The organism is Heyndrickxia sp. FW510-T9 (genome assembly GCF_058781025.1).
In genome coordinates this window covers 1-24,095 of record NZ_JBYSWK010000062.1, presented here as the reverse complement: position 1 = coordinate 24,095, position 24,095 = coordinate 1, and the positions used below count along the sequence as shown (strand labels likewise).

At 35.8% G+C, this 24,095-nt stretch carries 22 protein-coding genes; 4 read left to right on the top strand and 18 right to left on the bottom strand.

Features of this window, described 5'->3' with window-relative positions:
• Window positions 1–252: 252 nt before the first annotated feature.
• From htpG to AC3WJF_RS20540, 5 genes are all read right to left on the bottom strand, one after another.
• The gene (gene htpG, locus AC3WJF_RS20560) at window positions 253–2,130 is read right to left on the bottom strand and encodes a molecular chaperone HtpG (RefSeq protein WP_492455561.1); all 1,878 of its coding nucleotides are present in this window, start codon (window positions 2,128–2,130) and stop codon (window positions 253–255) included.
• Between the two features lie 105 nt (window positions 2,131–2,235).
• Window positions 2,236–3,495 (bottom strand): glycerate kinase, encoded by a 1,260-nt coding sequence (locus tag AC3WJF_RS20555; protein ID WP_492455559.1) that lies wholly within the window; start codon window positions 3,493–3,495, stop codon window positions 2,236–2,238.
• Window positions 3,496–3,816 (bottom strand): RsmF rRNA methyltransferase first C-terminal domain-containing protein, encoded by a 321-nt coding sequence (locus tag AC3WJF_RS20550; protein ID WP_492455562.1) that lies wholly within the window; start codon window positions 3,814–3,816, stop codon window positions 3,496–3,498.
• A gap of 34 nt (window positions 3,817–3,850) precedes the next feature.
• A complete protein-coding gene (locus AC3WJF_RS20545; protein WP_492455557.1) occupies window positions 3,851–4,315 on the bottom strand; it encodes a hypothetical protein in 465 nt (154 codons plus the stop codon).
• A 26-nt stretch (window positions 4,316–4,341) separates the two neighbouring features.
• On the bottom strand, window positions 4,342–4,770 hold the full coding sequence (locus tag AC3WJF_RS20540; protein WP_492455555.1) for a hypothetical protein: 429 nt from the start codon (window positions 4,768–4,770) through the stop codon (window positions 4,342–4,344).
• A gap of 852 nt (window positions 4,771–5,622) precedes the next feature.
• Between AC3WJF_RS20540 and AC3WJF_RS20535 the strand changes: the two genes are divergently transcribed.
• Complete coding sequence (locus tag AC3WJF_RS20535) at window positions 5,623–6,018, top strand: SLAP domain-containing protein (RefSeq protein WP_492455553.1); 396 nt, start codon at window positions 5,623–5,625, stop codon at window positions 6,016–6,018.
• Here AC3WJF_RS20535 and AC3WJF_RS20530 read toward each other — a convergent pair.
• Window positions 6,015–6,938: a polymorphic toxin type 44 domain-containing protein gene (locus AC3WJF_RS20530; RefSeq protein WP_492455551.1), complete on the bottom strand. Its 924-nt coding sequence runs from the start codon at window positions 6,936–6,938 to the stop codon at window positions 6,015–6,017. The genes AC3WJF_RS20535 and AC3WJF_RS20530 overlap by 4 nt on opposite strands.
• Before the next feature lie 364 nt (window positions 6,939–7,302).
• On the opposite strand from AC3WJF_RS20530, the gene AC3WJF_RS20525 reads away from it, so the two are divergent.
• A complete protein-coding gene (locus AC3WJF_RS20525; protein WP_492455549.1) occupies window positions 7,303–7,920 on the top strand; it encodes a sugar transferase in 618 nt (205 codons plus the stop codon).
• A 201-nt stretch (window positions 7,921–8,121) separates the two neighbouring features.
• Here AC3WJF_RS20525 and AC3WJF_RS20520 read toward each other — a convergent pair whose 3' ends face one another.
• From AC3WJF_RS20520 to AC3WJF_RS20495, 6 genes are all read right to left on the bottom strand, one after another.
• Window positions 8,122–9,231, bottom strand: coding sequence for an HD-GYP domain-containing protein (locus AC3WJF_RS20520; RefSeq protein WP_492455547.1), 1,110 nt, complete (start codon window positions 9,229–9,231; stop codon window positions 8,122–8,124).
• A 419-nt stretch (window positions 9,232–9,650) separates the two neighbouring features.
• Entirely contained in the window at window positions 9,651–10,628 is a 978-nt protein-coding gene (locus tag AC3WJF_RS20515; protein ID WP_492455545.1) for a proline dehydrogenase family protein, read from the bottom strand.
• 442 nt (window positions 10,629–11,070) lie between these two features.
• Entirely contained in the window at window positions 11,071–12,645 is a 1,575-nt protein-coding gene (locus AC3WJF_RS20510; RefSeq protein WP_492455543.1) for a nuclease/transposase family protein, read from the bottom strand.
• A 396-nt stretch (window positions 12,646–13,041) separates the two neighbouring features.
• On the bottom strand, window positions 13,042–13,698 hold the full coding sequence (cdaS, locus tag AC3WJF_RS20505) for a sporulation-specific diadenylate cyclase CdaS (RefSeq protein WP_492455541.1): 657 nt from the start codon (window positions 13,696–13,698) through the stop codon (window positions 13,042–13,044).
• A gap of 92 nt (window positions 13,699–13,790) precedes the next feature.
• A complete protein-coding gene (locus tag AC3WJF_RS20500) occupies window positions 13,791–15,125 on the bottom strand; it encodes a glycoside hydrolase family 18 protein (protein WP_492455539.1) in 1,335 nt (444 codons plus the stop codon).
• 209 nt (window positions 15,126–15,334) lie between these two features.
• A complete protein-coding gene (locus AC3WJF_RS20495; RefSeq protein ID WP_492455537.1) occupies window positions 15,335–16,630 on the bottom strand; it encodes an MFS transporter in 1,296 nt (431 codons plus the stop codon).
• A 128-nt stretch (window positions 16,631–16,758) separates the two neighbouring features.
• Between AC3WJF_RS20495 and AC3WJF_RS20490 the strand changes: the two genes are divergently transcribed.
• Window positions 16,759–17,982, top strand: a complete 1,224-nt coding sequence (locus AC3WJF_RS20490; protein WP_492455535.1) for a helix-turn-helix domain-containing protein — start codon at window positions 16,759–16,761, stop codon at window positions 17,980–17,982.
• Window positions 17,983–18,049: 67 nt separating this feature from the next.
• On the opposite strand, the gene AC3WJF_RS20485 is transcribed toward AC3WJF_RS20490, so the two are convergent.
• From AC3WJF_RS20485 to AC3WJF_RS20460, 6 genes are all read right to left on the bottom strand, one after another.
• Window positions 18,050–18,511 carry a hypothetical protein gene (locus AC3WJF_RS20485; protein ID WP_492455534.1) on the bottom strand — a complete coding sequence of 154 codons (462 nt, stop codon included), beginning with the start codon at window positions 18,509–18,511 and terminating at the stop codon, window positions 18,050–18,052.
• Window positions 18,512–18,749: 238 nt separating this feature from the next.
• A complete protein-coding gene (locus AC3WJF_RS20480) occupies window positions 18,750–19,673 on the bottom strand; it encodes a cyclic di-GMP-binding domain-containing protein, MshE-related (RefSeq protein WP_492455532.1) in 924 nt (307 codons plus the stop codon).
• Window positions 19,666–20,052, bottom strand: a complete 387-nt coding sequence (locus AC3WJF_RS20475; RefSeq protein WP_492455530.1) for a response regulator — start codon at window positions 20,050–20,052, stop codon at window positions 19,666–19,668. Before AC3WJF_RS20475 ends, AC3WJF_RS20480 begins: the two co-directional genes overlap by 8 nt.
• A gap of 200 nt (window positions 20,053–20,252) precedes the next feature.
• A complete protein-coding gene (locus AC3WJF_RS20470) occupies window positions 20,253–21,110 on the bottom strand; it encodes an MBL fold metallo-hydrolase (protein ID WP_492455528.1) in 858 nt (285 codons plus the stop codon).
• 311 nt (window positions 21,111–21,421) lie between these two features.
• Window positions 21,422–22,786 (bottom strand): TrkH family potassium uptake protein, encoded by a 1,365-nt coding sequence (locus AC3WJF_RS20465; RefSeq protein WP_492455526.1) that lies wholly within the window; start codon window positions 22,784–22,786, stop codon window positions 21,422–21,424.
• A gap of 250 nt (window positions 22,787–23,036) precedes the next feature.
• Complete coding sequence (locus tag AC3WJF_RS20460) at window positions 23,037–23,249, bottom strand: helicase (protein ID WP_492455524.1); 213 nt, start codon at window positions 23,247–23,249, stop codon at window positions 23,037–23,039.
• A gap of 293 nt (window positions 23,250–23,542) precedes the next feature.
• Here AC3WJF_RS20460 and AC3WJF_RS20455 point away from each other — a divergent pair, with 293 nt between their 5' ends.
• Window positions 23,543–23,938, top strand: a complete 396-nt coding sequence (locus AC3WJF_RS20455; protein ID WP_492455522.1) for an acyl-CoA thioesterase — start codon at window positions 23,543–23,545, stop codon at window positions 23,936–23,938.
• Window positions 23,939–24,095 lie beyond the last annotated feature (157 nt).

Genomic DNA, 24,095 nt, shown 5'->3' with positions numbered 1-24,095 from the left:
AAAAGAGCGCGAATCCTATCCATTTCAAAGATTATATACTTATACGAAAGCAACAATCTTTGCGAAAACAGCATTTCTTAAACTTTGTTGCTATTGTATACGATAACTTTAGGTAATAACCTTTTTGGGGTTAAAATGAATAAACTTTATAAGAAAATATGCCCCGAAACCAAGTTCTTTTAGAATTTATAAAAAATGACGAAAACAGCCTTATTAAAAAGACACCCGAAAAAATCGAGTGTCTTCCTTTCATCAAACCATCACTTTACAAATATCATTCGTAAACTCAACTGGATCGCTAATTGGCAAGCCTTCAATTAATAATGCTTGGTTATACAATAAGCTTGTGAATAGCTTCAGCTTGTCCTTATCGTTTTCATAGGCATTTTTCAAGGATTGGAACACCTCATGGTTCACATTAATCTCCAATACCTTTTCTGCTTTAATATTTTGGTTATTCGGCATCGCATTAAGGACTTTCTCCATTTCAATGGACAAATCACCCTCTGTAGTTAAACAAACTGGATGTGTTTTTAGACGCTTAGAAACTTTTACATCTTTCACTTTGCCTTCCAGTACCTCTTTCATGAATTCAAACAGATCTTTGTTTTCTTTTTCTTCGGATTCACTAGTTTCCTTGTTCTCTTCCTCAATTCCAAGGTCCCCGCTCGATACCGATTTAAATTCTTTTTCTTTATAGTTCATGATCATTCTAATAGCGAATTCATCGATATCATCTGTAAAATAAAGAATTTCATAGCCTTTATCCGCTACAAGTTCTGTTTGCGGAAGCTTTTCAATTCTTTCATTTGTTTCACCAGTTGCATAGTAAATATATTTTTGATCTTCCGGCATTCTGGATACATATTCGTCTAAAGTAACTAATTTCTTTTCTTTAGATGAATAGAACATCACTAAATCTTGAAGTACCTCTTTGTCTTGTCCAAAATCACTGTAAACTCCGAATTTCAGCTGTCTGCCAAAAGAGTTGTAGAAAGCTTCGTATTTCTCGCGATCATTCTTCAGCAAACTTTCTAATTCACGCTTAATTTTATTCTTAATGTTTTTCGCAATGAACTTCAATTGTTTATCCTGTTGTAGGATTTCCCTTGAAATGTTTAACGATAAGTCTTCGGAATCGACCATCCCTTTAACAAAACTGAAATAGTCAGGAAGCAAATCCGCACATTTTTCCATGATTAATACGCCGCTAGAATAAAGCTCTAAGCCCTTTTCGAATTCCTTCGTATAGTAATCGAATGGAATATTTTCCGGAATGAACAGAATCGCATTATAGCGTACCGTTCCATCAACACTGATATGAATATGCTTAATCGGCTTATCAAACCCATAACGCTTTTCTTGATAAAAATTCTCGTAATCCTCGTCTGTTAACTCGCTTTTATTTTTTCTCCAAATCGGAACCATACTATTGATAACTTGTTCCTCTTTGTAGTCCTCAAACTCGTTATCGCTTCCCTCTTTCGGTCTACTGCCTGTAACCTCCATTTTGATAGGATAGCGAATGAAATCGGAATATTTTTTGATAATCGATTTTAAACGATACTCTTCTAAATACTCATCATAGGACTCATCTTCGGTATTTTCTTTGATTTTTAAAATAATCTCTGAACCGACAGTTTCTTTTTCACATGGCTCGATACTGTATCCGTCAGCACCAGTGGATTCCCACTTGTAAGCTTCTTCACTGCCCAATGCCTTGCTGATAACCGTCACAACGTCCGCTACCATAAAAGCAGAATAAAAACCTACACCAAATTGACCGATGATATCATGGCCATCCTTCAATTCCGTTTCGCTTTTAAACGCAAGTGAACCACTTTTTGCAATCGTTCCAAGATGATTTTCAAGATCTTCTTTTGTCATCCCGATTCCCGTATCGGAAATCTTTAATAAACGGTTGTCTTTATCCGCTTCAATTGTGATAAAATAATCTTCTTTATTAAAACTCAATGTTTCATCTGTTAGCGCTTTGTAATAGATTTTATCAATCGCATCACTAGAATTAGAAATTAACTCTCTTAAAAAGATCTCCTTTTGAGAATAAATCGAGTTAATCATCATCTCTAGAAGCCTTTTAGATTCAGCTTTAAACTCTTTTTTTGACATTATGATATCTCCTTTCAAAATGTAAATAAGGTCTATTCATAATTTTAGCACTCTATCACGTCGAGTGCTAATCATTTATTATTTATCACATAGTTATTAATGGTGTCAACGATTTCCCCTCGTCATAATCGAGTGAATCAATCGAAAAATTTGTCGTGATGTAGATTGCAGATTCTCGTATGTTTTCTCTGGATTCATAGCATACTCCAAAACCATTGGCTCATTTAGAATCGAGAAATAAGAAGTAATACCAATATTATTCAATGCAAGCGAATCATTTGATACTCCACCAGCTAGAGCGATAACGGGAATATGATATTTTTCAGCCAACTTCGCAATCCCGCTAGGAGCCTTTCCCATAGACGTTTGCGCATCTAATCTGCCTTCCCCTGTGATAACAAAATCAGTGTTTCCCATATGCCTCTCTATTTGAAGAGTTTCTAAAACCAATTGAATTCCGGATTGAAGCTTGCCGTTTAAAAATCCTGCAAATGCCGCACCTAATCCACCAGCTGCACCGGCACCGGCAATATTATGAATATTCATTCCAAATTGTCTATGCATAACCCCAGCAAAATGTTGAAGTCCTTTATCTAGCTCCGCAACCATTTTGTGGTCAGCCCCTTTTTGCGGACCATAAATATATGCGGCACCATTCGGTCCATAAAGAGGATTATTGACATCACAGGCAACATGAAATGTACAGCTTTTTAATTCAGGATGAACATTGGATTTGTCGATTTTTTCAATATGTATTAACGCATGTCCCCCCATACCAATTTCTTGATTTTGTTTATTTAAAAAACGGTATCCTAAAGCTTGGAGCATTCCCACTCCGGCATCATTCGTAGCACTTCCTCCAAGCCCGATAACAAAATCACGACAGCCGCGATTGATTGCATCAACGATAAGTTCTCCGACCCCAAAAGTAGTTGTTATTGCCGGATTCCGCTTTTCTTCCGATAGGAGAGTGAGCCCGCATGCTGCGGCTATTTCTATTACAGCAGTTTTTCCATCTCCTAAAATTCCATACGAAGATCGAACTTTTTCATTCAGGGGACCAGTTACTTGTATATTTATTATTTGACCGTGTGTCGCATACACTAGTGATTCTACTGTTCCTTCCCCACCATCTGCCAGTGGAAGAACAATGGTTTTTGCATTTGGAAATACATGTTTAATTCCAGAAGCAACAGCCTTTCCTGCTTCAATGGAGGAGATGCTGCCCTTGAACGAATCCATAGCGATTAAAACCTTCACTTTCCATCCCCCTCTTTTCATATACGAAAAAAATAGCATACCTAGAAAATCACCAGAGGGAAGAATAACTGTGCTATTTATTTCAACTAACTTGTTATCTCCCATTTAAACTCCCATCCATCTTAACCCTTTTGGAAAATGATTTTTTAATACGCCATCTGCAAGCTTTCCCCATCCAATAGAAAAACCATCTACCTGCACAAGGTACCAGCCTTTTGGACCTTCCGCTTTAATCGATTCCCCTTTTAAATAAGCCATAATCTCTGGAGAATTATTATCCAAGTTCCACGTGTTCTTCACTTCATCCTCTTTTAAAGACAATGCTAATGCATGGGACGGTTCAAAGCGATTTTTCTTGATCGTGCCTATATGCCAGCCCGGATGAATGACTTTTAAATTTTTCAAAGAAAGCATTCCTTCCGGCAATAGGTATAACTGATCACCAAAGATAACAAACTCACTATTTGGTGAATGTGTTAATTTGTCCTTCGTTCGCAAATTGGAAAAAATCCTTTAATTGTCTTTGATCTTTTACGTTTTCCGCATATTTCCATTTAGATGTTTCTTCGCTGTATGCTTTTCGAAGAACTGCTATGTAGTGACCTTCTCCACGTACTTGCTGCGGCCAAATTCGAATGGTTTTTTCGATATCCGTTGCCGCATCAAATACCCACTCTTTCCGGACATGATCAAAACCTTCGTATACGTGAACATCTTCTATCTCTAATCGGGAATCTTTTTCTAAAAATCGGCTAATGACCCCTTCATTTTCTTCCGGGGAGAAGGTGCAAGTTGAATATACGAGTCTCCCTCCTGGACGCAGCATGGTTGCCGCGTGCCCAAGAATATCCAATTGACGGACAGCACATGCTGAAACATTCTCTAAGCTCCATTCTTCTCTTGCCCTAGGGTCTTTACGAAACATACCTTCTCCAGAACACGGTGCATCAACTAAGATCCTGTCAAAAAAGGTTGGAAATCGTTCTGTTCTGCTAATTTTACTGGCGCCTCATTGGTCACAACAACTTTTTTGATTCCCATTCGTTCCACATTATGCGAGAGAATTTTTGCCCTCGCAGGATAAATTTCATTTGTTAACAAAAGTCCTTGTTGCTTCATTTTCGCAGCCATATGGGTAGATTTCCCACCTGGGGCAGCACATAAATCCAGCACTTTTTCTCCCGGTTGTGGATCTACAATCTCTCCAACCGCCATCACACTCGGCTCCTGAATATAATACAGAGCAGCTTCATGATATGGATGTTTACCTGGGCGATCTTCCTCTTGATAAAAAAACCCACTTTTCACCCATAGAATCCTTTCTAATTGGAAAGGATTTATGCTTAAAAATTCATCTATCGATACCTTTAATGTGTTCACACGCAAGCTTTGAATTTTCTATTGTTCATAGCTTCTTAAAAAATGATCATATTCATCTTTTAATAAGTCTTTCATTTTAATAAGAAATTCTTTTGGTAATTCTATTTATTTATTCACCTCAAAAAAGGAATTATTATATCCTTATATTACAATAACTATTTAGGGAAATGCGAAGTTCGAGAGGAAAACTATGTTTAGAGTAGAAAAATAGATTAGGTATGCTTCTTCTGTTGAAAGTTGCGGAAAGTTGCACTTCGATTTGCATGGCAGCGAGTACATTCTACATCTGAATGTTACCTTTTCTCCGTTTCGCGTGGCTGCGGGCACGTTCTTTGTCTGATTGTTACCTTTGTTCTTCCTTTTGCGTGGCAACGGGCACGTTCTTACTCTGATTGTTACCTTTGTTCTTCCTTTTGCGTGGCAACGGGCACGTTCCTCGTCTGATTGTTACCTTTGTTCTTCATTTCGCGTGGCTTCGGGCACGTTCATCGTCTGATTGTTACCTTTGTTCTTCCTTTTGCGTGGCAACGGGCACGTTCTTACTCTGATTGTTACCTTTGCTCTTCGTTTCGCGTGGCTGCGGGCACGTTCTTCGTCTAATTGTTACCTTTGTTCTTCCTTTTGCGTGGCAACGGGCACGTTCTTTGACTGAATGTTACCTTAACTCCCCAGTTCACGCGGCTACGGGCACGTTTATCGTCTGATTGTTACCTTAACTCTCCAGTTCACTCTGTTACGGGCACGTTCTTCGTCTGATTGTTACCATAATAAGTTCGTTGGTACGCCTCACTCTTCGTAACAATGCACTAGCTCAAGCTTATGGTAAAATACATGTTAAAGGAGGCGTTATCAATGCAAAATCTTCAATTTGAGTCGGCGTGGGACAAAACAATATCAGAAAGAGATCGGGAACTTATTCAACAGGTCTTTCTAAAAACAATCATATCTACTAATAAAAGCATTGCTCTAACACCTTTATGGGAAGCGATGAATCACAAAGGAGAATTGCTCGTAACCGTGCTTGTCCAAAATTTCAGCGAACAAGTGATTTCTTTTCACAACCAAATGTTTCAGTACTGGGAGGAAGAGAATATCGTCGCTGCACATTCCTTTACTCTCCCTGCACTGAAAATCGAACCTGCTACCAGCATGCCGTGGACGTTTATTTTTCCAGCAACGAGCCTTAATCGTCAACCATTATTAAAAGAGGGACAGTTAAAGTTCACCGAGTCCAATATAAAAAATTAAAATTTATAACCATTATCATAATCGGAGCAGCCATCTGCAATCGCATTGGAATCCTCGGGGTTGTCAAAAAAGGAAAACAAATATCTCCAATTGGAGGTTCCAGAGTAAACTTGATACATTCCTGCTGAGATTCTTAGCACTTTACAGCTAAACCCTGCTGCTGCTCCCATATATCCGAAATGGTGATTTCCGATATACTCGCCACTTTTCTCTTTGCCTTGAAAGGTATACATCGTCGTGTCGCCAATGATCCGTTTTAAGTCCCATACTCCATATGATCTTGTAATATAGTAAAACACTCCAAGCCTGTACGTATTTGCGAAAGGTTGCCCTCTAGACTTTACATACTTCTCATAGTTCCTTTTTATCTCTTTCGCATACCTAATGTTATGTTGATACATACTCGCCAGTCCGAAAGTGGTTAACTCTTTGTTTAAAAGCGGATTCTCTTCAAATGTAATTTCACTCCACCATCTAAATACTTCTTTTTCGATCCTCTTCACTTCTTCTGATATGATTTGTGCTAATTCTTCTTTATCCTTTCTCCTTAAAGTGGTTGTGTACATGAAAAGGGATGATGCAATAAAAAATATTACAGGCAAATAGTCAAGATAAGGAATGTTGTCGTCTCTTACAAAAAGCTTATAAAAAATAGGGAAGCTTAATAGCGAAGCAACCCACATTAAATAGGTTTTTTGACAAATTACCGCAAGCAATGCCACTATGCAAGGAATAAAAAGAAATAAACTTAATTCGACTTTTACATCATACTCTCCTATTCCGGAGTGTTGAAGAAAAGAATCCCACCAAATATATAAGCCAATTAATGCACCAGTTAGCCCGAAGAGCATGCCTAGATAACTTTTGTAATTATTTGTTGGATAATATTGAAAAAAATAAACAAGGCGATTAACTTTCAATTTCCACACTCCTTCACCCTATGCATCCAATATAGTGTATGCATCCCTGGTTCGATGGTTTGCCATCATTTAAGGAAAAAGAAAGCGATTGAAAGCGGTCATTGTTCAAATTCAACATTTAGTTGCGTCAACCAATCGTACAAAAAAGGAAGGACAGTGATAGTAAATATTTTATAGCCCATTTTGAGTATGGTGGTACAAATGCGGATTCAACAATTTCCCTACCTCATAAATATAAATTGAAAACTTCCATTTTTAATTGGGGGTTGAAACAATCGAATATTTAGTGGCGGTTATTGCCCTAGCTAACCGTCCTTTAAAATGTGGTAAGGGAAACTAACTGAAAGAAGGTTAAAGTGTCCGTATGAAAAGAGGAATGGGGTTTTCATTAGCAAAAAGACTAACGGATATTGTTGGAGCTATACTAGGAATTATTCTGTTTTCATTGATTTTGTTGATCGTTCCAATTTGTATTAAACTGGAATCACCGCAGCAACCAGTGATTTATAAACAGCTTCGCATTGGAAAAAACGGAAAAGCCTTTTACATATATAAATTTCGCTCCATGATACCAAATGCGGATACCCAATTAAAAAATCTGATCCAATATAATGAGGCAACTGGTCCGCTATTTAAAATCAAAAATGATCCACGGATTACAAAAGTCGGGAAAGTCATTCGTAAAACAAGTATTGATGAGCTTCCGCAAATTTGGAATGTATTAAGGGGGGATATGAGCCTTGTCGGTCCACGCCCCCCTTTGCCATCAGAGGTTCAGAAATATAATGAGTATGAAATGCAACGTTTACTTGTTCGCCCAGGCTGTACTGGATTATCACAGGTAAGCGGCAGAAGTATTCTTAGTTTCGACAAAATGATTGAATTGGATTTAGCCTATATTCATAATCAGTCCATCATCTTGGATATTAAAATTATGCTCAAAACCTTTTTACAAATAATCCATACAAATGGAGCCTATTGATGGTAAATCAACATTCAATCATTATTACTTGATGAAGTAGTATGGATAAAGCATGTTGAGCGAGTATATGAAAAGGATGTTCTATTATCCCTTAATGTCAATTTTCAATTGTTGTAATTAATATCATCAAAAGAATAAATCTAGAACTATTCTTTTTGTACTAAGTCTGAAAATTAAATAGGTCTGATAAGAGGATGTTTATTAATACAATAATGGGTCGGCATCAATTATCTCTACAGTAAGATTATCAACTGCTGTTAGATCAATTTCATATGGGGTGATCTCCTGTCCTTCTTCATCATTAATTATTCTTATTTGAGGTCGCCCAGCTGAATGAAAATTATAGTTTGATACTATCCCAGATCTTCCATCATTTAATTTAACCGTCATACCCTGTGGATAGATCGCAATACACTTTTTAAATAATTCAACTTGTTTACGTTCAAATTGTATATCCACTCCAGCATAAAGCAGTTCTAGACCTTTGTGTGGCAACAACGCAGGACGATAAACCCGATGGCTGGTCACTGCATCAAAAACATCCGCCACACTCAATATTTTTGCATATTTATGTATTTCTACTCCGTTTAGGCCTCTAGGATATCCGGTTCCATCTATTCTTTCATGATGTTGAAAAGCACAATGGGCTACTGTTAAAGGAATTTCATGAACCTTCCGAAGTATATCAAACCCAATTTGACAATGTGACTTCATTTGATTGAATTCATCCTCTGTGAGCTTTCCAGGTTTATTTAAAATCTCCGGAGATATATACATTTTCCCTATATCATGCAGCATGGCCCCTAACCCAATATCTTCAATGGTTTTAAGAGGCAAGCCATTCTCAATAGCTAGCTGACAAGCATAGATAGCTACATTTAAACTATGAGTGTAAACATGATTATCATGTATTTTTGCAGTTGCCAATAAATTCAAAGCGGTTGGATTATCTTTTAAAGATACTAAAATGTCTCTAAAGATTTTTTGAAAACTTCTTATGACTCTTCCTGATTTCATCATTCCTTGAAAATTTGAATGGTCGGAATTTAATGCGACGATATTATTTATTCCCTGTGTTATGACTCCCATTGCTTCAATTAGTATTGGTTCCGGTAAAGATTCCACAATCTCAATGCCTTCAGATATTTCATCTTCTATATAAATAGTATAGATATGAAATCTTTTTAAACTAGCAATTAAAATATTAGTTAGTTTTGTTCCTTGCTTTAACAAGACTTTCCCATTCTCATGGTATATAGATTTACCTAAAATAACCCCTGGTTGACATCTATCTAACGGTAGTAAGCGCACGCCACTCTATCACTCCAATCTTCCTTCGTTTCTCTATATCCATTTAATAGTATGAACTACGACTATTCTATGAAAATACCATTTATGCATTTTATAATATAATCCAACGAATTTGAGTATTTCTTTATATAGAAAATTTTAAGATATTAAATAAAAAATCTCTATCCTTTTTTGTCGATTTTTGCTAATTTTGTCGAGATCTAATTAGGACCAAAGATATATATAAACGTTTTTTAAAAAACGAACCTCTAACGCTGTTAGCTTTTATTCAATTTAAAAGGAACTTATCTGTACAAAAAAAAAAGAAACTGGCATTTTCTTATCAAAAAAAGAAAATGCCAGTTAAATAATTTTTATAATGTTGTTTTAATGGAAAAAATAAAAATTCATAGATTCACTCTAGAAATTTTCCAAAATATTTATTTGTCGTTCTTTTTCTTAGACAGTCTTCCCAATACAAATGCCCCTGCAGCTAAACCAATCATAGTGTTTGTTTTCTTGTTAAACACTTGTTTCACTACTAGATTTACGTTTTGCGGTCTTTCTGCAAGGCGTCTCATGAAATATCCGTACCAGTCTTTTCCAAATGGCACATACGTACAGAAGTTGAAACCTTCACTTGCTAATTTAAGTTGAAGATCTTTTCTGAAGCCATATAGCATCTGGAATTCGAATTTATCGTTAGGAATATTATGTGCTTTAACAAATTTTTTCACATGATTAATCACATTATGATCATGTGTTGCAATAGATGTAAATTTACCATTTAATAAATGATATTCGATAAGTTTAATATAATTTGCATCAATATCTTTCTTATCTTGATAAGCAAGCTCTTCTGGCTCTTTATAAGCACCTTTTACAATACGAAGGCGAAAATTCTTATATTTTTCGATGTCTTCTTCTGCACGGAAGAAGTAAGCTTGAATAACAGTTCCAACATTATCATATTTTTTAGACAGTTCATCTAATAAGTCAAATGATGGATCTAAATGACTGTGATCTTCCATATCAAAATTCACAAAAATACCATAGTTATTTGCTTTATCAACAATTTCCTCTATGTTATTTAAGCAGAATTCATGGTCAATATCCAACCCTAATTGTGTTGGTTTTAATGAGATATGAGCATCTACTTTGTTTACATGAATTGCCTCAATAACAGCAAGGATTTGTTCTTTTGCTTCAAGAGCCTCTTCTTCTTTATAAACAAATTCTCCTAGGTTATCGACTGTACAAGAAATTCCGTGGGAGTTAAGTTCTTTAATGCTTTGAATCGTTTCCGCAATATTTGTACCTGCTACAACATTTTGTGCACCTAATTTTAAGCCATATTTTTTAGCTGCTGTATTCAACAATTGGTTTTTAGATAAGCCCATAAAAAGATCTTTCAACATTGCTATTACTCCTTATCCTATGCTGTGTTTTTATTTATATTATAGCACAACTTTTTGCATCCGCTATCAATCTACGAAAATTGTTGAAATTTGTCAAAAATAAATATGGAAACAAAAAAAGACCGTTTATTTAAGATGGTGCCTTACACTCTTCATTGCGAATACTTCTTCTCCATTGAATCTCCCTGTCGAACTATACGGATGAACATTACAGTCCCCTCCCCTGATACTCCCACAGCTAAAGCAGTGGGGTTCTGAATCTATTGCTTTCATCTGACCGGCAGCCACAGATCATACAAATGTATGCTCGGCATCTAGGGTTACAGATACTGGGACAATTTCCTCCAGAACATTCACTGTCAAGGAAACATTCGTTTCCTTTTCCGACAGTATCTCTCATCTCTCACGAGTTCGGTTGTATCAAACCGCTACTATCATTCCATCAATTATTTTGGATGATGCCTGAATTCAGGATCATCTTTTTTTGATCTAATATTTCTTTTACTTCAACATCGTGTAGTTTTTTAAAAATATGAAATGTTTCATTACAAAGTGTTCGATCTGCTTTCGTTCCAGATGCATTGGAGTTCATTAACAAAAATGCCGAATATAAATCCCTTTGAATTTTCGTGTTTTCCTCTATCTGATGCCAACGCTGTGACAAAGATTTCTTTATATAATCATCTCGTACGTGACAATACTGACTTGCCTTAAAGGTATGCGTATTAACTTTTACAAATGAACCACCAAGACGTTTTACTTTTTCTTCTAATATAGAAACAAACATTGCCGGAGCTCTATGTCCTAGTGTCTTTCCAAACCTCTTTTTCCGTTTATATTTACCCGTCTTTTCGGAAACTTCGGTTTCCTTTTTTCGTTTTTGCAGTGCTTTAAAATTCATTGTTTCCGTATAGAACGTGTCGCCTAATTCTAAAAGTCTATTCGCTAATGTTCGATGAGATAATTTTCGAATAGCCGCTTGTTTCCGATAAAGCTCTTTAAGGTTAGAACGAAGGATTGTATATCGGTTCGAACATACCCAGAATTTCTTGCCTTTTTTGATTGTCCCGTCAAAATGAAAGTAGGTTGGATTTGTGGCACGTTTCGAGCGGTCCATCTTTCTTTGCGTTAGTTTTATTTGGCGAGAAACTTCTTTTACTTGTTCGGCTAAATTTTCCAACGAAACTTTCGTGAAAGAAGAAACAGCTAGGGTAGATGTACCAATATCCAAACCTACTTTTCCATCACCAAGTTTTCTATTTTTTGAGGGTGGATAACCGGAAATGACTAGATCGGCAAATAAACGAACCTTTCCGCGAATTTCTTTCTTTACGATACGGACATATTTCACACGATAAAAATCCTGAACAGTTTTTATTTCCCCTTTTGATGTTATCTTATAAGAAAACTCCTTTTTCTTATCTAAATGACGAATAATTTCTAAAGTATATTGATCTTTATTTTTCACCATTAATGGAGAATGCAGATCCTTATAAATGATAGATCCATCGACATATCTCCAACCTGTTGTGTTGGTTTTCCCTTCAAAACTATCCATTTCATCCTTCCGAATGAAACGAACTTTTTTAGCTTTCCCAAACAATTTTCTACTAAAAGTATTCCAAGCTCCGGTCGCTACTTTTTGAGCAACAGCGGAATTCACTTGATTTCCGAAGTGTTCACGAATCGGTTTCACCCATACATGAGAGTCGTATTCCGTTAGGTGGTACTTTTCTCTTACAGTTTTTAATTCATTTTGAATTTGTTTTTTATCCTTCATCAAAGCTTTATTTTCTTTATCTTTCTCTATTTTTTTCGAAACAGCTTTTAATTGACGAAGGAGTTTTTTATATCGTTTTTCACGTTTCATTTGTTTTTCTAATTTCAAATATTGGCCTAATACCGTATTGTACATTACTCTACATATTTCTATTTCATCAAAAGCTACCAAAAATAAAAGAGAGTTTTTTGTTAACTCTAGCGATAATATAAAACTTGGTGAAGTTGTTTTTGCCATTCGTGAACACCTTTCGACACAAACACACGTTCCTATAATAATTATAGTATTTTGAAAATAAAAACACAAGGGGAAACACCGAGGACATTACGATATTATTCAGATACTTGAAGTACCACAAACCTTCTGTTTCGTGGCACTCCGTATCTGACCTCACTTTCATCCCACCCCTAAAGGAGTGGGCTTTCTCGTTCGAGTAGTTCTGTAAACTAAATAAGCATGTTATATATTTACGGGAATACTGAGTAGGAACGTGCTTATTAAAATTCATTTTCGCTAAAAAACTGTAAATGATTTTTACTTTAAAATAGTTAGGAAGTATCCTATTATCAGGAAATACACATAAAGTTTTGGTGTTCCCCAAAATATATGTCAGAATTTATCACAGTGTATTTTTTAATTTTTTTCGGCCGTCTTTGCTTGTTCACCTAACGGAACAGGATCGGACATAATGATTGGATAAAAATTTCCTTCCAATGCAAAAGAAATTTTGCCTGTTTCCTCTGATACAACAAGAGCCAGGGCATCACTTAGCTCGGTTACTCCAAGTGCAGCCCGATGCCTTGTTCCTACTTTCTCCTTTCCGATTTTCCTTTTAGTTAAAGGAAGAACATTAGATGCAGAAACAACAACATTCCCCCGAATTAAAACAGCACCATCGTGAAGAGGATTTCCAGGATAAAAAATCGCCTCTAATAATTTGCTGGTTACTACCGCCTCCATAGGCGTTCCTTTTTGAATAACAGAATCTAATGACTGACTTCTCTCAACCACAATTAATGCACCATGTCTTTTTTTAGAAAGATGCTGTACGGATATAGATAAATCCTCATATGTATCCGTGAAAGCTGATAAATAGCAATTTAAATAAAAGGAGGCTGCCATCGTTTCGATATCCGCTAATTGATTTTTAGCACCTTCCAAGCAACTTAATAGGCAATAATCTTCACCGCCAAGCTTTGCTAAATTAGATTGAAGGTGGGAAATTAAATGTTGAATTCCTTGTATTAATTGTTGTTTCATAGGGGAAAAATCACAGTTTTTGCTATCCACGTTTATTTCCCTCCGATTTTTAATTATTTTTTCTCATCGCCAATGATGATAATTTAGGAATATCAGAGCAATTGATATTTATTTACCTATTATTATTTATAGGTTTGAACATTAAATTCCCCGTTCATAATGTCTTTAGTTTGAGGTATAGAAGTTCCTAATTGCCAGCACCCCATTCCCCCCAATCCATAATCCTTAACAAGTCTAAGTTTCGCAATTAAACTGCGAGGATCTTCAAACCAAACCTCATGAAATGCTCCTTCTTTATCTTTATATCGAAACCAAGGTGAAGCTGTTTTTTGATCGTAAAAAATTTCACTTTCATGATTGATATATTGATTAATGGCACCCTGTATGGAATACGCTTTTCCTGTTCTTTTATTCCCTGAAATAGTCCAATCATAGGCGTATTGAGGTATACCCAACATAATTTTGGACTTTGGCACTACAGAAACTGCATATTTCAAAACGGTTCGAATTTCTTCGATAGGTGCTATTGGACCTGATTGCCCTCCCAGCCAATGCCAGTTGTATGTCATCAAAAACATTTTATCTAAATATTTACTAAGTGCTTTATAATCATATCCTCCATAATATGCTGGTAATCCGTCGCCGGTCATAGGGGGAAACGCCATTAAAATCTCCATATTATTCCGGTGAAGTAATTCAGCTAATTGAGCAATAAATTTATTCAGGTTCTCCTTATCTTCTGGTCTGACTGTTTCAAAATCAATAACTACACCTTTATAATCCTGGTTGTCCAATAAGGAATATATATTATTTATGAATGCTTTTGTTAAAGTTGGATCACTCAACAAATGATGAACAAGATCAGGATCATAACCCTTTTCACTTTGGTTTGTTATAGTGGCATAAGGTATTAAATTCTTTTTCCATGCGGTCATATGAGCTTGATTATCATTTAGCTTACTCAACTGCCCATTATTATCCGGATGATAATCGAATACAAAAACACTTGTCAGAATGGGCTGATAAAATCCCAATAGCCAACTATTTGTCCTTTCATCACTTGGCACGAGATATGAACCTGTCCATATATCCATTTTAGGGGAGAGTGGAATCGTTAATTTTTGTCCAGGAATAATTAGAGTACTTTTCAAACGATTAGTGCTCATTAACAATTTGCTAGTAATTCCATGGCGGGTAGCTAGTCCATATATAGATTCTCCATGCTGGACTACATAAGTTGCTCCTGGAATTACCAACGCTTGTCCCTTTACCAAATGAGCATTACTTTTTAAACCATTTATACTTGCAATTATCTTTGTAGTCGTATGGTATGTTTGCGCAATTTCGCTTAAAGTATCTCCAGATTTTGTTTCATAAATAACCTGAGCATGAGTCTTTATGGAAAAACTAGTTATAAGAAATAGTATAAAAGCAACAGAAAAAATGATCCTAAGCATAAAATACTCCTTTTTTCCCTAGTATCTGTATATTCCTTATAATTATTTATTAAAATGGTGTCTGGCACCAATAGTAGACACTTTATAATTAAAAAAGCTGAGATTTCGTTCCAAAATCGAGAACTCCCAGCTTTTCCTTTTTTCGTAATATATTTTTGGATTAGCGGAACAAGAAATGCTTTTTTCTGAACAGCGAATATCCTAACATCCTACAAAACCGCTTTTTCTTTTATAACTTCTCTCTCACCGTAACGAGGATGTGCTTTTCGAATAACGGATGGTCTTGCCAGAATCATAGCTGCTCCAATTAAGATGCAAGCCGAACAAATCAATACCCACCCCGCAGGGATAATATCATATAAAAAGCCGTATAACACCATTCCTAATGGAGAAAGGGCCATTGCCATTGTGTCAATAATGGAAAACACTCTCCCCTTATAATCATCATCAATTTGCTTTTGTAGCATTACTTGCATTGGCGTATTTGTGATAATGATCAATCCGCCAAAAACAATCATCAGGACCACATAATAGACAATCGTTACAGCATATGACATCTCTATCAAAAGTGGTAAAGCTATCCCACACATTATGACCCCAAACCCAATGATACCGCGTTTTGCTGCAAGCAGTGGAAATTTCACTTCTTTACGTACAGATAAATAAACAGAAAGCACTAACATTCCTACTGCAAATGCTCCTTGTGTTAAACCAAAATGCTGTGAAGCTATTTTTAGCTTATCAATGAGGATAAAAGAATAGCCTACTTCATATGCCCCAAATAAAAAATTTACTAATAATGCTATCCAGATAATCGTTGTAATAAATGGATTTAATTTTAAATAGGCAATTCCGGCTTTTATACTTTGCCATATTGGTTCCTTTTCATTTCCCTTATTTCCACCTTTTCGATTTGCAAATAACTTAAAATTCATAGTCGACTCTAGAATAACCGCTATGCAAGATGCCACCATGTATAGGATAAGAAAGACCGGAATGGAAACGGCGCCATATAATAGCCCTCCAATCGCAGGACCTCCTATGGATGCGATCGAAGTAGACATTTGATTTAATGACATCGCTTTCTGGATTCGGGATTCGTCGACGAGTCCGGTAATGGAGGAAGTAAAATTCACCCCGGAAAACGTTGATGTAAGCGCCAAGATACAAGTTGTAACATAGATAGTGATTAGGGAAAGACCCGAAGTTATACTAACTATTAGCAGCCCGCCAATTGCCAAAGTCTGTGCAATCTGCGATATGATCGCAATCGTTTTTCTCGAGAAATTATCTGCAACGTATCCAGCAAAAGGGCCTGCAAGTGTACGCGGTATTATATTACATAAGAGATTCGCAGCAAAATTAGTGGCGGACCCTGTTATTTGTAAAATATAAAAACTGATAGCAAATGAATATACTTGAGCACCAAACGACCCTATAAGCTTACTTATTGTAAAAGTCCACAAATGATACGCAGCCTTTTTTAATTTTAATTCGCCATTCATTAAAACTCCCCCGTTTTTTGAAAAGTTTAATTTAATTAAACAAATCATAGCATGCTGGAGCTTTCTTTTCAAGGAAAAGTTTAATATAATTAAACTGTCCACTAAATTTAGGAGAGTGCCTATTTAAAATGCTTGGAGAACGAATACGAAGATTACGAAAACAAAGGAAGATGACTCTAGAAACATTAGCGGGTGAAGAACTTACAAAAGGAATGCTAAGCCTAATTGAGAATAATAAGGCCAAGCCATCCATGGAAAGCTTGGCATATATCGCTAAACAACTTGAAGTGGATGTTAGCGATCTTTTAGAAGAGGTCAGTTCACGGGAATTAAGAGGGATTTTAGAAAAGGCGGAAATTCTTTACAATACGGACACCAAAGAAATGGCAAATAAGTATGAACAACTAATCGTCCTTATAGAACCCTATATTGAAAATCTCATTCAAGGATACGAGTCTGCACGACTATTAGATATATATAGTCGATGTCTTTATTATGAAAAAAAGGATGGCTGGCAGAAGTATCAAGACCGTGCCGCAGTTTTATATGACCAAATAAATCTTACAGGAAATCGAGCAACAATTGGGATTTTCCTTGCCATGACAGAATTTGCAAAACATGATTATGCACTCGCATTAAATTTGCTTTTGCGTGAGCGAAAGGAAATTGAAGCAAACCACATCTATATCGACCCAATGACACGAGTAAATCTAGATTATCATGAAGCCATATTTTATTTTGCAATTGGAGATTCCGCATCCGCAACAGCTGTAATGAATAATGCTATCAACTATTCAAAAGAACATCGAATCTTTTACCTTACAAATGATTTGTATAGATTGGCTGCCTTTCAAGCAATGATGCAAAAAGAGGAAGAGAAAAGATTATATTATTTGAAAAAGATAAAGCAATACGGAGAATTTGCGGATGATATTCAGGCAACCATATTTTATGAACTATTGAACATAATGTCCCTTATTTCTGACAAACATCATTACACGAAAGCTTTAGAAAAGATTGAGGAATATTTTTGTTTACCAGATAAAGCGAAGGATTTAAATCAGTGGTTTAATCTAGAAAAAGGAAAAGCCTTATACGGTCTAGGCCAATACAAGGAAGCGATTAGATGTTTAGATGAGATTGAGATGCCGCCCTATTCTCATCATCCTTTTGATTTGTCACTTTTTTATGAGATGGATACCTACAAAGCACTATGTCATCTAGAACTAGGGCATAAAAATAAAGCTCTCCAACTTGCGAAAACGGCGGTGGAGAAATTCGACCCTCTTCCGCAAACACCTTTTAAGGATTTTAGTCAAAAAACATATAATATGATTAAGGAAAAAATATAAATGTTTAAACCCTGCTGAGATATCGGAGTTCCTCGGCTGGGTTTTCCTAGCTAGTGCCTGACACCATTTAATGTTTTTTGAAAAGTTTTATGCTTGAGAGTAAGGTTCCAAGTACAATACAAATAAAGAAGGTGAGAAAAAAGGTGTAGGTATTAAAATAAATAGTATTTGTAAATTGATTCCACCCTTCATTGTAAGCATCATTTTTAGAATTTTTTATAGCTAATCTGACTGCCTCAGCATTTGATTTTATCGGGAAATACAATGCTACGCAAACTGCAGAACTAATAAAAAAGAGATTTCCAACCAATTTTGAGTTTTTTATCTTAAAAAGAAGTCTCATCGTTATATTTACCGTAAGATAACAAAATCCGATTATGGCAGGATAAAGGCTGAATAAAGCCAACAATGCAGGATTTCCATTTCCGTTTGTCTTATCTGGGGGTGTTGTCCCTATCACCATAATGTAAAAGGTACCTATTGTAATCAACAAACACAAAACCCATAAGATGATTTTTAATTTGCTCATACTTATCCTCCGTTCCCACCTAAAAAAAGTATAAGTATAATTCAAATATAAAAAAGGGAAATTTTCCCACTAGATTGAAGCAGAAGAACCTCCCCATTCTTTTACGTCTTTTTACACTCGCTTGTATTTCGACCAACATTAATTGGACTATCTTTATTTTGCTAGAGAACCCATCGGATCCCACGGTTTCAATCCTTTTCAACATCGCCGATTATTTCATATTGCGCTTCATCTCTATTTACGCTGGCTGATAAGTTTCCGTTACTAGCTTTATTGAAATGTTTTCAGGCTGATCAGATAGAATGAACTGGAAAGAACCTTTGAAAGTATTAACTGTAGCAACGAATAGGTCTCCAGAAACCACTGCATTTTCTACAGTATCTTGAGGTTTCATATCCAGCTCTACTCCTCCATTCGACATGTTCACTAAATATATTCCATTTTGTAGGTTTAAAAATTCGCTAACTGACGATTTTGTAAAATCATCCACTTTTGCTAGTTCTTCCTCAGCGTACTTAGAAGCAAGATACAGAAGCACTTCCTCGTTAGCATTAATCGCTGTAAAAAGTGGACATTCCCCTGTAATCTCTTGATATATTAACCATTTTCCTTGTTGTGTATTTTCTAGCACTGCTTTCTCTATATACACTTGATCATCGATAAAACGCATCAAATTTTTTACTAAAAGGGAAAGATATTTTCCATATGTAGCTTTTTTCTTAGAATCCTTTGTATCAACAATGCTATCAACTAATGTCCCTATACTGCCACTCTTAATTGCTTCAAATTGATCGTCTGACAGGCTATTTTCTTTTTTATAGTCATGAAGTGCTAATCCAAATTGTTCAATAGTCATATACCCACGGTCTACTAGTGCTTGTGCTAAATATAAGTGCTGCTGCTTTTGCATGGAAACAAGTAATTCTACTTGTTCATCCTTTAAATACCCTAGTTCTACCGCAATTTCTCCAAACCGTTTATCCACTTGTTTTTGCTTCTCATGGACTTCTTCTACTTGTAAAGAGGTCATAAGCCCTTCATCAACTGCCAGTACGCCAAATTTCACGTGAACCGACTTTTGAAATTCTAAAGCATCCACAAGCTGTTCCCTTGTTATAATTTCACGATTTAATAAATAGTTTCCGAAGTACTGACTAAACATTCACATTTCCCTCCTCAAGAACCTTTGTAAGGAGATTCGCAACAACTTCAAGAGAAATAGGTTTTTGAATGAAATCAATTGCCCCGTATTCTAATGCTTTTTTAAGATGTTTGTCAGTCCCAACAGATGAAACCATGACAACTTTAACGTTCGGATTTATTTCTTTAATCTCCTTCAACGCTTCAATCCCGTCTTTTTCAGGCATAATAATGTCCATAAATATTAAATCAGGATGGTTCACCTTCACCATTTCTACAGCTATATTCCCATTTTCTGCTTCAAAGATTTCCTCACATTTGCATTTTTCGAGAGTACCTCTTAATTTTTTTCGAATTAATACGGAATCATCACAAATTAACACTTTCAAATTGTTATGCACATTTGTCAGCTCCTTATCTAGAAAAATACTAATATTGTATAGTTCTACAGTCCTATTAATATTTCCTTCGACAATATTCGAAATTTTTTAAAAAGCACAGCATTGACGGACATCGACGCAAGATTTAGACAGAAACATGACGATCCCCTTCCCCCGTAGAAATACGCCAGCTTACTGTTTACGCATGACAGAGATTAAACTTAAATATTCCTCTGTTTCTTTTGATTCCCACTTACAAAATTTTGAATATGCTCTAATTGCTCTTCATTTGGTTTAATGTTGCGTGCCTCCGTAAATTTTGCAACAGCTTTCTCAAATGCAACCTCTTCACTCACGATTTCTCCGATACTCACGAGATCATCCAAAAAGCTCCACCATTGTGAATGCGTTTCAGGATCACGATGACCTTCTACATAATAATCTGCATCATGCTTTTTTATTTTATCCAGAAGAATGTTTAGTTCGGTTCTGTCATAACTCCATTCCCCACTATAAAAGTCCTGATAGATGCAATCACCAACAAACATTACTTTTTCCTCAGGAACATAAATAATGGATGAATCCTGCGCATGGACGCCACCAACATGTTCAACAATACAAGTAACACCGCCTAAATCAATTTCGATTTTACTATCAAACGTTACATCTGGCACTCCTAACTCCAAGTGATCACGTGTAGGCATCTCCCGTTTTATCATATCTCTGCAAAACTCAATTTCCTCGCCAGTCTCCACTCGCGCATCCAAGGAAGCATCATCCCAGTTTAACGTTTTCAAGTAGTCTATTTTCTTCTTCGTTTTTTCATGACTAATCGTTAATAAGTCCATCGTTTTTATGCCAAATATATGATCCCAATGCCAGTGTGTAATAATGACAAATTTAATTGGAGGTATGTCCATTTTCTCCACTAAGTTAAGGAAATCCCTTGCATGTGCAGGGGAATTTCCCGAATCAACAACTACACTAAAGGCATCCCCACAAATTAGACCTAATGTGGGCCGATCCGTTTCTGAATATTGCGGCATATAATATACTCTATTTGTAAGTTTTTTCAGCATTATGATATCTTCTCCTTGTTCAGTTCATTAACATATTACATTTTATTATATTCCATTTTCATTTTTTATATCGATCTACACAAAACTACATGTTGGGAATAGATTCTAAATCTTCTCGAATAAATATTCGTTTACTGTGGCTTTAAAATAAAGTTGCGACCTTTAGAAAAATGTTTCGATGCGCTTTTCTGTAGTAATGAAAAAAAGTCCAATTTCTCCATTTTAATTCTGAGAAATTGAACTTTTTAATATTGTAACTTCCTTAATGTTGTAAATGCGGCAGTATAGCACAATGGTAGTTCTGCCCAATGTTAACCTGTAATAACTCTCTCTTTTGGATAATGAAGTTTTTCTCCCCTATTGTCTTTCCCACCGATGATAAGAAAGAAAGAAGTTAAACCAATTCTTCCAATAAACATTAAAATCATAAGAATGCACTTCGCAAAAACACTGAGATCTGGGGTAATCCCCATGGATAAGCCCACTGTACCGAAGGCAGAGCAAACTTCAAAGAAAATAGCAATAAGTTGTTGCTGTTTATCAGAAATACTTATAGCAATAATCGATACCAAGCACATGAAAATAGCTAATAGCGTAATAGCTAGTGATTTCATAATATCATACGGATGAAGTTCTCGATTAAAGACTTTGATATCACGCTTTCCTTTCGCAAAGTTATAAATAAATAACAGATTTAAAGCAAAAGTAGTTGTCCGGATTCCTCCTCCCATAGAATTAGGAGATCCACCTATAAACATGAAAACACCCATAACCATGAGAGTAGGCATTGAAAATTTTGTAATATCCATTGTGGTAAATCCGGTGCTTCTAGTTGTCGCTGATTGGAAAAAAGCATAGAAAAACGATTTATGCCATGAAATACCCTTAAAATAATGTTGAAATTCAAGCAGCAAAATAAGGATTGTCCCAACAATGAGAAGAATTCCATATGTAATTGTCGTTATCTTTGTAAATAACGAAAAACGGAAAGGGTATTTAACCTTCATAACTTTCTTCGAAAAATATTCCTTCACTTCGATTAATACAGGAAACCCGATGGCTCCAATGATAATTTGTATAATCGTTATCAGTTGCACATAATAATCGCTTGCATAAGGTGTATAAGAATTTCCGGTTATATCCATACCAGCGTTTGTCGTTGCACAAACCGATGCAAATAGGCCTTGAAGAAACGCTTCCTTCCAATTAGGATAATATTGTAAGAAGTGAACCCCTAAAATGATTGCCCCTAAAAGTTCAATAGAGAGTATCATTATTAGAATATCTCGAACTAATCGAACCATTCCCGATAATGCAAATTGATTATTGTCAAGCATTATTAGACTCCGTTCGCGTAATCCAATTTTCCGTCCCAAAAGCATCCAAATAAGAGTGCTCATGGCCATAATGCCAATGCCCCCGAATTGCAGTACGAGCATAATAATAAAATACCCAAATACGCTATATGTTTCAGATATATTAAATACAGTCATACCTGTGTCACTCAGCACACTAACAGCCATGAAGACTGTATCAAAAAAAGCAACTTTCACCCCTGGTTTATGGACCGCAGGCAGGCTAAATAACAGAATTGATATGATGACTGCCAATAAATAATAGCCGGTAACAATTTGGGCAGGCGATAGTCTTTCCAGCCAGACTCGTACTTTCCCCATATGGATTCCACCCCTTCATTTTTCTCGTATCCTTTAAAAAATCTCCTTCACCCACTTAATACTTTTGTTAAAAGATAACTTGCCTTCAACTATGTTTTTATGTATTAAATTTTAACTTTTCATGCAACAGATAGGGTAGCACTAAAACACGAAAAAAACAAGCTATGATCTAAACACATTCAGAAAAGCCTTTTGTCAAAAATCTGTGTAGGTAAACTGATTAGTACACATGAAATAACGAGTTAGCAACTCAAAACAACCTCATCTGCTCAACAACATGCTTTCCATTCGCAGTTACATACCCCATCGATTTATAACCAGCCAATCTTTTCTCATACATTGCCTTTAAAACAGAAACCTTGTCATCAACATAATCATACACCTGTACCTCTTCTTTGCCATCATAATTACGATGAAGGCGACCAACATACTGCTGGAGGGTACCCTTCCATGATATAGGCATTGTTGATTTTGCCCTTCTTACTAGGAATGCAATTCTAATAGTAAGAATGACTTCATAAGTACTGTCATTAATTTTTCAATTCAAAACTAACCCCCTAGTTTTCGACTAAATTCACTCCAGTGACTTATTAATCAAACGTTTGATTAATAAACCGCTTTAGCCTATTAGTTAAGCACTTTTTACATCCAACAACTAAATAATATGTCGATTTTTGAAGTCATATTATCACACTAATAAAAATTACACCTATATGTTAGAATAATAAAAAAACGATAGAAAAGGTGACCACCACAATGGAAGATGTACTAGAAATCATCGTCCGCTCTACTGAAATTGATGTAAACGGACATGTAAACAACGCGAAATATTTAGAGTATCTTGAATGGGGTCGCGAAAATTGGTATGAAAATGCAGGATTGCCTTATGATCGATTTCTTGAAATGGGAATCCAAACGGTAACGGTCAACATCAATATTAATTACCGGAAAGAATGCAAACAAAACGACCGACTTTCGATTCATACGAAGCCTGAAAAAGTCGGTGGAAGCAGTTATGTATTACGTCAAGAAATTTTCAATCAACATGGCGAAAAATGTGCCGATGCCCTTGTAACAAGTGTAGCGATGGATGCTGCTACACGAAAAAGTCGAGATGTTCCCGATGAATTACGGACATTATTTGTAAGGTAACTAAGAGAATTTGACACCCTTTATCGCAAATACGAATGGAAGGGTGTCCATCATTTTAAACAATATAAAGTAAAACAATAACAACGGAAAAAATGAACCTGATTACATGGTGTTTTATATTAACTTTTCCATAAAGATGATTTCCATTTGCGATAGC